Source organism: Dyadobacter frigoris (genome assembly GCF_005280585.1).
Lineage (GTDB): Bacteria > Bacteroidota > Bacteroidia > Cytophagales > Spirosomataceae > Dyadobacter > Dyadobacter frigoris.
The window spans coordinates 359,094-372,470 of the sequence record NZ_SZVO01000008.1 but is presented as its reverse complement, the minus strand read 5'-3'; the positions used below and the strand labels follow the sequence as shown (position 1 = coordinate 372,470).

Here is a 13,377-nt window from a genome sequence, read left to right as displayed (position 1 = left end):
AGATGAATAAGTTATTGAAGGTCACGTTTTACGTGTTCATTGCAATCTTATTGCCCAATTGGGCCAATGCACAAGGGTTCGAGCAGCAGATCCGCGGGCTCAACGGGGTACTTGACGAGCTTTACTCAGAAATGCTGCCGATGTGCAGCGAGCTAATTAATGTGGGCCGGGGTATTGCAGGTTTTGCAGCGATCTGGTATATCGCCCACCGGGTGTGGCGTCATTTAGCTAATGCAGAGCCCATTGATTTCTACCCACTTTTCCGGCCTTTTGTGCTTGGGTTTGCGATCCTGATCTTCCCGTCGGTGATCGCGATGATCAATGCCGTGCTTTCACCAACTGTCCGTGGGACTGCGGGCCTAGTCAAAGATTCAGACAAAGCGATTGCCCTTCTTTTAAAAAAGAAAGAAGATGCTATCAAGAGTTCTGATTTCTGGCAGATGTACGTGGGAGACGATCAGAAGGGAAGCCGCGAAAAATGGCTCAAATACACATACGGCGACGGGTATTCGGAAGGCTTCACCGATGGAATTGCCAACGATATCAAGTTTTATATGTCCAAACAGTCATATAATTTTCGCAATTCTATAAAGGCGGGCCTTAGTGAAATACTCAGGGTTGTTTTTGAATCGGCATCGCTCTGTGTGAACACGATCCGGACGTTCTATCTGATCGTGATGGCCATTATCGGGCCAATCGCCTTTGGCATTGCCGTATTTGATGGTTTTCAGCATACGCTGACGGCCTGGATTGCGCGCTACATCAATATTTTTCTGTGGCTGCCAGTCGCAAATATTTTCGGGGCCATCATCGGAAAAATCCAGGAAAAGATGATCTCGCTCGACATCCGTCAGGTGCAACAGAATGGGGACACATTTTTCAGTGCGCATGATATGGCATATCTCGTGTTTCTCATTATTGGCATTGTCGGCTACTTCTCAGTGCCTTCAGTCGCAGGTTACATCATCCAGGCAGGAGGCGGCAATGCATTGCTTCATAAAACAACTGCGCTTTTAGGTAACGCAGCTACGGGTGTCGGCAACTACGCTTTTCCCGCCGGGGGCGGTTTCGGAAGACTGCCAGCAGCAAAAAAATCCTGATTGTTCAACAGCTAACCTATATCCGCTATGTTTACCAAAGCCAAAAATATCGACACGGCATTCCGGCACATCAGGATTTTCACGCTGGTGGTTGTCTGTGGCAGCCTTACCTTCTGCTGTTTTGCAATTTACAAAAGCTATCAGCTCGTCCAAACCGCGCAAGGCACGGTGTATATTCTGGCGGAGGGTAAGGTCCTGGATGCTTATGCATCACAACGGCGTGAAAATATACCCGTCGAAGCCCGCGACCATGTTGCCACGTTTCACAGACTCTTTTTCACCCTGGACCCAGATGACAAGACCATCGCTGCCAATGTCTCAAAAGCCCTGTACCTGGCTGACGCCTCGGCCAAACAGCAGTATGACAATCTGAAAGAATCCGGGTATTATACCGGTATTATTTCAGGCAACATCAGCCAGCAGGTACAGATCGACAGCGTTCAAGTGGATATCTCGGTCTACCCCTATCACTTCAGATGTATCGGCGCGCAGCGGATCATCCGCCCGACCAGCATCGTAACCCGCAAGCTGATCACAGAAGGATACCTGCGCACAGTATCCAGAAGCGATAACAACCCGCACGGCTTTCTGATCGAAAAATGGGAAACCACCGAAAACAAGGACATCAACATCCAGAACCGCTAACCAAGATACATGATCTTGATTTACAATATCGTATCAATTAAACACTTACCATCATGTTTTACAGATTCAATGCCCACAGGGCTAAAAAACAGCCGGTCCAGGAGTCATCTACGGACAAAATAGCAAAAAAAATTGCTGGCAGCATCACCGCCGTACAGCAGGGTTGGGCCACTTTCATGGACAGGCATGCCCGCAAGCTGCCTCCCAAACAACTCAAAGCGCTTCTGCTCGTGCTTGTTTTAGTATCCGGCGCATACTGCGCGTACCTACTTGGTGAAGGTATGTTTTCACAGGCCACCCACAGATTTGCTGACTTTGAATTCGCAAAACTGTGGCCATTCGATCCGCTGGGAAATAAAGAAAAGCTTAGAAGAGAAGCTGCATGGGACCACTATCTGGACAGTCTTGAACAGCAGGTTAAACGCGACAGCCTTCAAAATCCCCAGTACTACATCCCTTGAATTCTCAACCAATCATTCACCCATTCGACTTTTTACTGACATGGAAAACAGGACTTATTCTGCGCGCTTTTTACAACAGCGCAAGTTTTACACCGTACTGCCGCTGCTGGCCCTACCCTTTCTTACCTTTTTCTACTGGGCACTGGTAGCCAAGAATGCCAAAAAGGATCAGACCACCACTGCCGAACCGACCGGACTAAACACGAGTCTTCCGGACGCCTTTTTAAAAGAAGGCAAACCCATGGACAAGCTGAGCTACTATCAGAAGGCGGCGGAAGACTCTGCAAAAAGAGCGGAGCAAATCAAGAAAGATCCGTACAGAAATGCTGAGCTTACCTCTGAGAATGAAAAAGCCGCCATGACACTCCAGGGGCTGGATGGGCCGTATGGAAAAAATAAACGGGTCGTTTCAGGCTCCTATAAAGGGAAAAAGTATTCCGATCCCAACGAGGCCAAGGTGTACGGAAAGCTCAAAGAGCTCGATGCCGTTCTGGCGAGCTCAGCATCGCCCGAGTTCACCACTCAGCAGCCTGGCAGCAAACAAGTCAATTCTAATCAAATCGCTGCAGAACCTACCCTTTCCCCACCGGGTGCTCAAAGCGCCGCAAGTCCGGATATACAAAGACTGGAGGCTTTGATGGCGGGACTTGAAGGACAGTCCGCCATCGACCCACAGGATCCCGAAATGATGGAGCTCAATCAGCTGCTGGATAAAGTGATGGATATTCAGCATCCCGAAAGGGTCGCTGAGCGTTTGCAAAAGCAATCACAGGAAAACAAAGAGCAAGTGTTTGCTGTAAGTCAAAGTCTTGCCGATGATCCGGTCTCAATACTCGGTCATAACACATACGGCGATTCTTTAAATGATAGCGCCGTGCAGGCACTGCCCTTTCAGCAGAATGGCTTCTTCTCATTGGATCAGGACGTTTCAGCCAACACAGGTAATGCAATACCTGCTGTTGTGCACGAGGATCAGCAGCTCGTAACAGGAGCAACAGTCAAACTCAGGCTGACGGGTGATATCTATGTTGGAGGGGTACTGGTTCCAAAAGACAGTTTTGTATTTGGGCAGGCTACACTAAGCGGCGAGCGGCTGATGGTGCAGATTGTGTCCATCCGCTATGAAAACTCGCTGCTTCCAGTCAAGCTTTCAGTTTATGATCTGGACGGAATCGCTGGCATACATATTCCGGATGCAATCAGCCGGAAAGTGGCTAAACAGTCTTTGAGCCAGGATATCCAAGGGGTAGACATCGGCTCGCTTGATCCTTCGCTTGGAGCACAGGCGGCCAGTGCGGGCATTCAGGCAGCGAAAACGCTCATTGGCAAAAAGGCGCGTCTTACCCAGGTGTCCGTAAAAGCCGGTTACCAGGTGCTGCTTCGCGATGATAATGCAGCCTCAATGTAAAGCTGTTTAAAGCATCTATACTTTCACTCTTTCACTTCAATTTCAAAAATCATGAAGAAAAACCGAATCGGCCGTATTCTGGCCCTGCTGATGCTTGTGATCAGCGGAAAGGCATTTGCTCAAAATGTGGAGCTCTTTGTCATTGAGCCTTTCCCATTGGAGATCACTTATCACAAAACAGTCAACCTGATCTTTCCTTTTGCCATCAAAAGCGTAGACCGCGGAAGCCGGGACGTACTGGCCCAAAAAGCCAAAGGAATTGAGAACATCTTACAGGTAAAAGCTGCAAACAAAGGGTTTGTGCAGACGAACCTGACCATAGTTACCTCGGACGGAAAGTTGTACTCTTTTGTGGTCACTTACTCAGACGAGCCCTTGCAGCTGAACATTGAGTTGATCCCTGATAAAAACAGGCCATCCTCATCTGCCCTATTTGATAAAAGTAACCAGGCCGTGGTATTGCACGGTTCACAGCGGGCGATTTCTGATAAAAATAAGGTCCACCGCATTCAGGATCGCAGTGACAAAGCGCGGTTTTCATTGAGCGGCCTTTACATCGAAGACGATGTGATCTTCTACCGTCTACAACTTGAAAACCGCTCTAACATCACCTACGACATTGAAAACCTCCGCTTTTTTATCCGGGATAAAAAACGGGCCAGGCGGACGGCAGTCCAGGAAAAGGAAGTAACCCCTATTTACGTCCACCAGGATACTACCGCCGTCGGTACAAACAGCTTTCATGTATTTGTTTTCGCACTTAACAAATTCACAATTCCGGATCAAAAACAGCTGACGATTCAACTGATCGAAAAAAATGGCGGCAGACACATGGAGCTGCAAGTGCAAAACAAGGCCATTGTCCGCGCTAAGCCACTTTCATAAATGCAGTAACATTTTCATTAACCATTAAATACTTACGATCATGAATGAGAAAAATTTCGATTATCTCAAAGACCAGGTAAAATTCACCGGTTTCGGACAAGAGCTCGAATCACAGCTCAAAGCTAACCTGGCCAAGTCTCAAACTGAATTTCAGCTTAAGCATACCGCTGCTTATGGCAAAGATGAGCTAAACTCCGTTCTGCAATTTAAAAAGTCTACCCAGACGGATATGTTCTTTTTTAACAATTACACCGCTTCGCTCAAAAAGGAAAACGAACAGAAGTCGGTAGAACAGAAATTCTATATTAATAAGGAAGCAGGCAATATTACTTTAAAAGAAGCCTATAACCTTTTGGACGGACGCGCAGTCAACAAGGATTTGACAAACAAGGAAGGAAAGCTCTACAATGCCTGGGTAAAGATGGATTTTAAGGAAACCGAGACAAACGGGAACTACAAAGTGAAGCAATTCAGCGAAAAATACGGATTTGAGCTCGAAAAAGCCCTTGCCAAACATCCCATTAAAGAACTTGGTAATGATACGGACAAATCACGCCTGATCGAATCACTTCAAAAAGGGAACCGGCAAGCGGTCACCTTTATTCAGGACGGAGCAGAACAAAAACGCTTTATTGAAGCCAATCCACAGTTTAAATCAGTAGCTGTTTATGACGAACGCCAGCAGCGGATCCGCAGCACACAAACAGAAAAGCAAGGCCAGGGTGAAAGCCAGTCTCAGCGGCAGACTGAAAGGCAAGACGGCAAAAAGCAAGATGTGAAAGCACAGGAAAATGATGAGCCATCCCGGCGAGCAAAGCGAAAGGGTGTTTCAGTCTGAGACCAATTGTTTTACAATTTAAATCATGCCGATCATGGAGCAGCCACTTGCAAGTAATGAGATTACCTCCAACAGGATAGCCAAGGAGCTGAATGAATGGAAAGCTCGCGAACAGCGTTTTGAAAAATTGTTTTCCCCTGACATATTAAAAGACAAGGCATTTCTAAAAGAAAAGCTTGGCTTTTATGAGCATTTGCAAAACAAGTACAGCCGTTCGAATGTCCCGGAGGAAAAGATGACGCTGATTATTTTGGCCCGCCAAAATGATTTGCTCCGAAAACAGGTTTATCCCAATCTGTGGATGCGTCTGCTTCAAAGAGTCCTGGCTCCATTCAGAGAGAAGCAAGCAGAAAGGCAAACAACAATTTCCTCTGACCGTAATCTATCTGATTTGAAAGAGGCAGTTGCAAAGGCAGGATTTGAAACTGACGGCTCAAAGCTCGCGCAGCATATCAAACAGGGACAAAGGGAATTCTCACTCCCTTTGTCCTATTACATCAGTGAAAATCAGAAAATGGATATCAATCTGTCTTTTGCCAAAGATGCAAGCGGAGCCTACCGTTTTGAAAAGTACCAGGCAGCACTGACTGATACGAATAAACCGCAGGAATCAAAAAAACAGATATTCGCTTCCGATGATCAAATCAGTGCTTCGCAGGCTCAAAACCTGCTGTCGGGCAGGGCTATAAAAATTGAAACTTTTGATATCAATGCCGGTTCAAAGTCTAAATGGATACAGCTCGATTTTAACGATCAGGATCCCTCGGGAAACCATAAATTAAAAGAGTTTCATAAAGATTATGGTTTTGACCTGCAAAAAGCAGTTAGCCAACTCGGCGTAAAAGAAAACCTAACTGCGAAAGATCAACAGGTGCTACTTGATGCATTAAGTCGCGGCGAAAAACCGCAGGTGACCATCATGCGGGAAGGAAAAGAGGTTAATCTTTCCATAGAAGCAAACCCCCAGTATAAAACGCTGAATGTTTACGATGAGCATCAAAAGAAAATCAGTATCGCGCAGGCATTATCAGGCCCCGAAAAACCGGCTTTGAAAATTACTGAACCAACCCCTCAAGTAATCGAGCAGAAATCTAAGCGGAATGGCCAAAAAGTAAGATAATGAAAAAGGATTCGATTTTAGCTGCTTTCTTTTCAGCCATTGAAAAGGATCAGCGTCTGGGCATTTCTCATATAGGACTGTATGTGACCCTGATTTGGCTGTGGGAAAAACAGGGCTTTGAAGGACCCGTAAACGCTTTTGGAAAAGAACTCATGCAGCTTTCAAGAATTGCAAGTACCGCCACTTACCAAAAGCTTTTACGCCAGCTGGTGCAGTACGGATACATCCGGTATCTGCCCTCCTATTATAAAGGAAGGGCAAGCAGGATTTTCCTAAACAACATTGATCGATAACAATTACGACTTATAAAAATCAAATAAGATGAAATATACAGAAGAACAAATCCGGCAAGCCATTATGTTAATTGAGGCCTTCCTTGAAGATAAGAATCGTACAGTCCAAAAAGCAAGAACATTACTTGACTTTTCACTTTGTGATAAACCCACACTTCAAATCAAGCAAATGCATCTTTTTCAGAAGCTTCATGAAGCTGACCTGTCGATCAAGGCCTACAACGCGCTTAAAGCCGCTAATATGACAACAGTTTCTGACCTTGTCAATTATTGCAACTGTTACGGACTTGACCGGCTCGCGAATTTACGTCAGGTGGGAAAGAAAAGTTATGAAGAGATCAGGGAGTATCTGAAGAAGATTTGTGTAAGCGAAGACGTTATTTCCTAAAGAAGTTATTTATATGTACCAAACAGAATTAAAATTAGGCTATTGTGAAAACGATCATATTTACTAAAAGAGCTACTATAATACGACAATCACTATAAAAACAGCAAATCATTGCATTCATTCGCTAATTAACGGGTGCAATGATTCATCTATACCAATTTCCCTTACCGGCACTTTGGTATAATCAATACCTACCCACCCAAATAAAACCAACGAATTTATAATTAGTTGTAAACCATATAGACCATCGATAGACAGTATTCCGGTATACAGGATTATTTGCGGGCTCTTTAATCCAGCTTTTGTCAGAAGGCGGCTACTTACATTGATTTAGTGACGTGAGTGCTTTATATCAGCATATAGGCCACTTCGCAAAATTTTTCATCCTAAAAAGGCGAAAAAATGGAAAATCAGGAGCATACAAATTCGAGCGAGGAGCAGGCAGAGGATGAAAAATTTGTAACTTTACTAGCGTCCATCATTGTAGGATTTTTTTTCGACACCTATCAACATGAAGAAGGCAATAGTATATTTGAGAATATCGAATGACCGGCAGAGCAATCACAGTATTGACGGCCAACAGATGGTGATTCAAAGTTGGTGTGAGCGGAATAACGTTGAAGTTATTGATACATTTACCGATGAAGGTTTCAGTGCAAGAAATTTCGATCGCCCAGACTTCAAAAGACTCAATAGATTCATCGAAAAGCATTACAGAACAGTAGATCATTTAGTTGTATTTGCTTTCGATCGTTTTAGTCGCGACGCTGGGGAAGCAATTGTTGCAATTAAAAAACTCCAGAGGCAATACGCAATAAAGGTGGTCAGTGTCTCAGAAGGTATAACTTTTGATGCTGACGACCCAGGCAGTTTCTTTTACGCCGGCCTTATGCTACTTAAAGGTGAGGACGAAATCATCCGTAATAAGGTCCGTATCAATATGGGTATCTACACCGCAAAGAAACGGAATGGCCGATTTTTAGGTAAGGCTCCTTATGGATACAAAAATGCTACAGACGCAGGCAGGAAGCCCATATTAGTAGTTGATAAAGAGGAAACAAATATTGTACAGCTAATTTATGATCTCTTCCTACGAGACACTCCTATTTCAGCTATTGAATTCGAAGCAAAAAAACTCGGCTTTAATTTAAAAGGAAACGGATCCGTTCAAAGGATTCTAAAAAACCCAATTTACCGCGGGTTGATACTGGTTAGGGCTTATAGGGAATTTCCCGAAGAACTAGTCAAAGGAATTCATACACCTATCATTGATGAAACCACCTGGTTACGCGTACAGGAACGATTCAAGCCCAAAAGACAGAATGTTCAGATTACCGATAATCTCCCATTACGTGGTGTGCTAAAGTGTCACTGCGGTCAATTCCTTACAGGTGCCGCTTCCCGTGGCGCAGGTGGCTCCTACTACTTCTATTACAAGTGTAAAAAAAGCGGACACAATAATATTCCGGCTACTAAGGCGCACGAGCAATTCGAAGAAATAATGCAACAACTATCGCTCTCTGTCAAAATCGCACAAAAAGTTAAAAAAGCTTCTCAGCAAATGTTTGACGAAAAAGTTAAGGACAAAAAGAAGATGGCTAATCAACAAAAATTAGAGCTTGAAGAAATCGATAAAAAACTAAGAAGTCTTGAAGAAAAATGGATTAACAATCAGATTGAATTTGAAACCTATTCTCACTGGCAGAAAAGCTTATCAAGCCAACGTAGAGCTTTAAAAATGAAAATTGACACTTTTGGCCACAGAAGTAGTGAGATATCCGATCTATTTCAGCAAGAATTGAACAAATTTTCAGAGTTAAAATCTATTTACCTTAAGGCAACTACAATTCAGAAACATCACCTCATAAAACTAGTGTTCGACAACAGATTATACTATAAAGATGGCACCTATCGAACACCTTTTTTGACGGATTTACTAATTGATAATAACCTAAATATCAATAAGTTAACTGGTATAATTTTCGAAAAAAAAGGAGAAAACAATGATGTTTTCTCCTTGCGTGCACCCAACGAGATTCGAACTCATATCGTCGGTACCGGAAACCGAAATTCTATCCATTGAACTATGGGTGCGGTTTGGCTTATAGCCTGTAACGGGGTGCAAATATAGCCTCTAATTTGATTTCTCGACAATTCCTGAAAGAAATTATTGCAAATAAAAAGAGAGACTTTTGCTGATCTTATAATCTTTTCATCAAATCCCAGTCTTCTACGTCTTTCAAGTACATGAAATCCAGCAGTATACCATTAACATTGGTAATTAATTTATGTCCCTCCAAAAATGGCACGACATGTGTGGTTATATGCTCGTGATCGGAAATTAAACCCTGGGTTTTATTATGATGTTTCGCAATTTCTTCAGCTGACAATTCTATTTCACTATAAAATAAATACATCGCCTCATCACTCGTACCGGTTGAGGGGAAGTAAGGGTCTTTATTCAACTCAACCAGTTCTTCTTTTTTAATTGAAATTCCTGTCTCTTCAAAAACTTCTCTGGCTGCTACGGAAGCTGCATCACTTTCACTGTCCAGCATTCCTGCCGGGTGTTCATAAGTCAGAGAGCCGTCACAGATCCTGCGCTGGCGAACCAGCAGCAAATATTTTTCTCTGCTTTCAATTTCGATAAAACAAATCAGCACACACACGACTTCTCCTTTAAGGAAACAGATCGGGGGAATTTTATCTCCTTCTGGTGTGGTTGCATCGGTATACAAAAGTGAAAAAAGCACTTCTCCTTTTCCATTTCTGCGTGAGTATAATTCATCCACGCTATGAACGTCCAAACCGTTCGTTTCAAGCCTTCCCTTCCACAGATTATATTTGTGGGAATCAACAAGTTTTTCGTCCATATTACTTTTCCGCTGCCAAACGCGGGTTACTAATTATACAAAGGGAAGCAGATCGAAACATAAGGCATGTCATACGAAGTTGAGAAACGGTTTTGGTTATTGTCTAGCTTGACATCCGTTTTGTAAGTTGTCCGGCCGTGAACGTAACCCGCCTTCACACCAATTCTGTTTGTAATCCAGTAGCGAACAAATATTTCAGATTGCCCGCTGTTTTTATCCATGCCCAATGGTAAAACATTAAAGAAATTGGGAGAACTCGGAATAAGCGCGTTGTAATATTCTGACCCTGTTCCCTGAGGAAATGAGTTTTTAGAATAAAGTCCGTTGCGTTTTACACCAATCGCGATTCCGATAATATCCGTATTGGCACCGATATCAAGCTTACCAAATTTCAACGTTATTCCGGCGAGGATACTTAAACTGTTAACAGTAAGTCTGCCAAATTTCAAGGAATCTCCGCTAGAAAAACTCGTTTTGGGTATAAAAGCCTTATCTCCTGTGTAATAGCCCGCTGTGCGCGCTCCCCAGGTGAGGTTAAACCATGGAAAACCATTGATACTTAATTCCTGATGATACCCGATAGAAGGAGCCCAGGCTTTATCATTGTAACCTGTTCCCAAATCTACTCCGGATGTTACCCGGGAAGGATATTGTGCGTGACTTGCAACCGTACTTAGTAAAAATAATACTACAGCTAATCGAATGATTTTCATTTGTAAAAATTATTATGCCGGCGTAAAGGTAAAAAAATGTACAAAAAAACAAGTTCACAATGGGCATTACCTTATTCTCCGGTCGTTAAACCCCTCTCTTTTCACGTAAAATATGAACCTGTTCCATACCTGATTCCGTGAGGCTGGCGGTAATGTTATATCCCTGATCTTCCATTTTCGTTACCGTTACCAATCCCTGTTTTCTAAGCAATTCTGTGGCTTCCTGAAACAAATCCTGCGTTTCGGTCGGGAATTCTATAAAGTTTCTGTCTGTTGCCGTCAAAAAGAGCAAAAGCGCATCTTCGGTTTCCTTAGTCATGGGTTATTTGTTAATAAGTGATTTCCAATAATCAGCTTTATACCGGACGTTTCTGTTAAGAAATGGCAATTTTTATGCCCGAATCGCTTTTTCCAAATATAACTTAAAAAAATAAGGCAGAGATGTCTCTGCCTTATACTTATTACTTATTTTCATAAAACTCTTCCGAAATCCCGAACTTTATTCGTTTTGTTAAAATCCGGAATACAAAATTATTTTGTTTTTGATATTTTCTTCAAGATGATCGCACCCATTGGCGGCAAATTAAGCTGAATAGAATTTTCTTTCCCGTGCCATAAATTACTTTCTGACGTTACGGGTTGCGTATTCAATTGTCCGCTTCCGTAATATAATGTATCATCCGAATTGAAAATCTCTTGCCATGTACCCGAAGAAAGCACACCAACTTTATAATTCGGTCTCGGCACCGCCGTAAGATTCAGGACAATCACAACATTTTGGTTAGGATCGGAAGCTTTACGGGCATAAACCAGAACAGAATTTTCACGATCCTGGGTATCAATCCATTCAAAACCTTCACTCGAAAATGAATATTCTGACAGCGCAATTTCAGATTTATAAATGCTGTTAAGCGCTTTCATGCATTCCTTCATTCCCTTATGCGGAGCGAATTCAAGAAGATGCCAGTCCAGACTTTGCTCAAAATTCCATTCGGAAGTCTGTGCGAATTCACCTCCCATGAAAATGAGTTTCGTTCCCGGATGTGTAAACATATAAGCAAACATCAGTCTCAGGTTTGCGAATTTTTGCCATTCATCACCCGGCATTTTGTTGATCAGCGATTTCTTACCGTACACAACCTCGTCATGCGACAAGGGGAGCATAAAGTTTTCTGAAAAAGCATAAACAAGACTGAAAGAAAGCTGATCCTGGTGCCATTTACGGAACGCCGGATCTTTTTCGAAATATTTCAGGGTATCGTTCATCCAGCCCATCATCCACTTCATCCCAAAACCAAGTCCGCCCACAAAAACCGGACGGGAAACGCCTGGAAATGCGGTTGATTCCTCAGCGATACTTTGGATATCCGGAAACTCGGTATAAGCAGCAATGTTCATTTCCCTTAACAAAGCGATTGCGTCAAGATTTTCCCTTCCGCCAAACTCATTCGGAATCCATTCATTATGTTTTCTGGAATAATCAAGATACAACATGGAAGCCACAGCATCAACACGAAGTCCATCAGTATGATAGCGATCCATCCAGAAAATGGAATTACTGATCAAAAATGATTTTACTTCATTGCGTCCGTAGTTAAAAATGTAACTTTTCCAGTCGGGATGATATCCTTTTCTTGGGTCTTCATGTTCATAAAGCGCCGTACCATCAAAACGGTAAAGTCCGTGGGCATCACCAGGGAAATGTGACGGAACCCAGTCAATATAAACACCAATTTCTTCCTGATGCAGGCGATCGATCAGATACATTAATTCCTGCGGAGTTCCCATACGGGAGGCACAGGAAAAATATCCGGTGATCTGATAACCCCACGATGGTGGATAAGGATGCTCCATTACAGGCATTAATTCTACATGGGTAAACCCCATTTCCTTCACATAAGGGACAAGTGTTTCCGCAATTTCCTTATACGTCAGGAAGCGTTCCGGATCAGAAGGATCACGTTGCCATGAACCCAGATGGACTTCATATACCGAAATCGGCGCGTTCAGTTTATTTTTTTCTTTCCGGATTTTCATCCACTCGGCATCCCCCCATTCGTACCAGGTATCCCAGACAATAGAGGCGGTTCTCGGCGCTACTTCACACCACAATGCAAAAGGATCCGACTTTTCAAAATGCTGACCATCACTGGTTGCGATCAGATATTTATAGACCTCTCCTACTCCGATATTTGGAATCCAGCCCTCCCAGATACCCGAACTATCCCAACGTGGTGCAAGTCCGTGTTCACCTTTATTCCAGCCGTTAAAATTACCGATTACAGAAATCTGAGATGCATTTGGTGCCCAAACCGCAAAGTAAGTGCCGGTTACACCTTCCACTTCCATTACATGAGAACCCAGTTTTTCATATAGTTTGAAATGTTTTCCCTGCTTAAAAAGATGAATATCAAAGTCCGTAAAACGTGTTATCGTTTCCACCGGTTTCAAGTCACGTTTTGGCACCGCAACCAAGTCCTGTTCCTGCGAAGACGCTTGGGACGAATTCTTTTTGTTTTTAATGGTTGACTTAGTCATTGGTTAATATACAATTTACAATAATCGGATGAGAGTGTCGGTTTCACTGGTTACCATTTCGGAACCTGTAATCGCTTCAATTTACAATTTTATTAAACTATTTCTTAAAATGTAT

Annotated in this window: 14 protein-coding genes, 1 tRNA gene and 1 pseudogene; 11 read left to right on the top strand and 5 right to left on the bottom strand. The window is 43.1% G+C overall.

The features are described from left to right. The first annotated feature begins 2 nt into the window (after positions 1-2). The 11 genes and pseudogenes from traJ to FDK13_RS36655 form a co-directional block, all read left to right on the top strand. On the top strand, positions 3-1,100 hold the full coding sequence (traJ, locus tag FDK13_RS18775) for a conjugative transposon protein TraJ (protein ID WP_137341544.1): 1,098 nt from the start codon (positions 3-5) through the stop codon (positions 1,098-1,100). A 27-nt stretch (positions 1,101-1,127) separates the two neighbouring features. After that, positions 1,128-1,745 carry a conjugative transposon protein TraK gene (gene traK, locus FDK13_RS18770; RefSeq protein ID WP_137341543.1) on the top strand — a complete coding sequence of 206 codons (618 nt, stop codon included), beginning with the start codon at positions 1,128-1,130 and terminating at the stop codon, positions 1,743-1,745. 53 nt (positions 1,746-1,798) lie between these two features. Then, complete coding sequence (locus FDK13_RS18765; protein WP_137341542.1) at positions 1,799-2,206, top strand: hypothetical protein; 408 nt, start codon at positions 1,799-1,801, stop codon at positions 2,204-2,206. A gap of 40 nt (positions 2,207-2,246) precedes the next feature. Next, complete coding sequence (gene traM / locus FDK13_RS18760) at positions 2,247-3,614, top strand: conjugative transposon protein TraM (RefSeq protein WP_137341541.1); 1,368 nt, start codon at positions 2,247-2,249, stop codon at positions 3,612-3,614. 51 nt (positions 3,615-3,665) lie between these two features. After that, on the top strand, positions 3,666-4,499 hold the full coding sequence (gene traN, locus FDK13_RS18755; RefSeq protein WP_137341540.1) for a conjugative transposon protein TraN: 834 nt from the start codon (positions 3,666-3,668) through the stop codon (positions 4,497-4,499). A 40-nt stretch (positions 4,500-4,539) separates the two neighbouring features. Then, on the top strand, positions 4,540-5,337 hold the full coding sequence (locus tag FDK13_RS18750; RefSeq protein WP_137341539.1) for a hypothetical protein: 798 nt from the start codon (positions 4,540-4,542) through the stop codon (positions 5,335-5,337). A 34-nt stretch (positions 5,338-5,371) separates the two neighbouring features. Then, positions 5,372-6,457, top strand: a complete 1,086-nt coding sequence (locus FDK13_RS18745) for a hypothetical protein (protein WP_137341538.1) — start codon at positions 5,372-5,374, stop codon at positions 6,455-6,457. Continuing rightward, on the top strand, positions 6,457-6,750 hold the full coding sequence (locus FDK13_RS18740; protein ID WP_137341537.1) for a hypothetical protein: 294 nt from the start codon (positions 6,457-6,459) through the stop codon (positions 6,748-6,750). Before FDK13_RS18745 ends, FDK13_RS18740 begins: the two co-directional genes overlap by 1 nt. 28 nt (positions 6,751-6,778) lie before the next feature. Continuing rightward, positions 6,779-7,138, top strand: coding sequence for a DNA-directed RNA polymerase subunit alpha C-terminal domain-containing protein (locus tag FDK13_RS18735; protein WP_137341536.1), 360 nt, complete (start codon positions 6,779-6,781; stop codon positions 7,136-7,138). 402 nt (positions 7,139-7,540) lie between these two features. Next, positions 7,541-7,687, top strand: coding sequence for a hypothetical protein (locus tag FDK13_RS35465; protein ID WP_170982839.1), 147 nt, complete (start codon positions 7,541-7,543; stop codon positions 7,685-7,687). Then, positions 7,650-8,435, top strand: a pseudogene (locus FDK13_RS36655) (recombinase family protein); the annotation flags it as partial. The gene FDK13_RS35465 and the pseudogene FDK13_RS36655, both read left to right, overlap by 38 nt. Before the next feature lie 725 nt (positions 8,436-9,160). Here FDK13_RS36655 and FDK13_RS18725 read toward each other — a convergent pair. The 5 genes from FDK13_RS18725 to glgB form a co-directional block, all read right to left on the bottom strand. Continuing rightward, a tRNA-Arg gene (locus tag FDK13_RS18725) sits at positions 9,161-9,232 on the bottom strand. Between the two features lie 107 nt (positions 9,233-9,339). Beyond that, positions 9,340-10,011, bottom strand: a complete 672-nt coding sequence (locus tag FDK13_RS18720) for an NUDIX domain-containing protein (protein WP_137341535.1) — start codon at positions 10,009-10,011, stop codon at positions 9,340-9,342. 29 nt (positions 10,012-10,040) lie between these two features. Next, on the bottom strand, positions 10,041-10,724 hold the full coding sequence (locus FDK13_RS18715; RefSeq protein WP_170982838.1) for a hypothetical protein: 684 nt from the start codon (positions 10,722-10,724) through the stop codon (positions 10,041-10,043). An 85-nt stretch (positions 10,725-10,809) separates the two neighbouring features. Then, positions 10,810-11,043, bottom strand: a complete 234-nt coding sequence (locus FDK13_RS18710) for a hypothetical protein (protein WP_137341534.1) — start codon at positions 11,041-11,043, stop codon at positions 10,810-10,812. 212 nt (positions 11,044-11,255) lie between these two features. After that, a complete protein-coding gene (gene glgB / locus FDK13_RS18705) occupies positions 11,256-13,262 on the bottom strand; it encodes a 1,4-alpha-glucan branching protein GlgB (RefSeq protein ID WP_137341533.1) in 2,007 nt (668 codons plus the stop codon). Between the last annotated feature and the right edge of the window lie 115 nt (positions 13,263-13,377).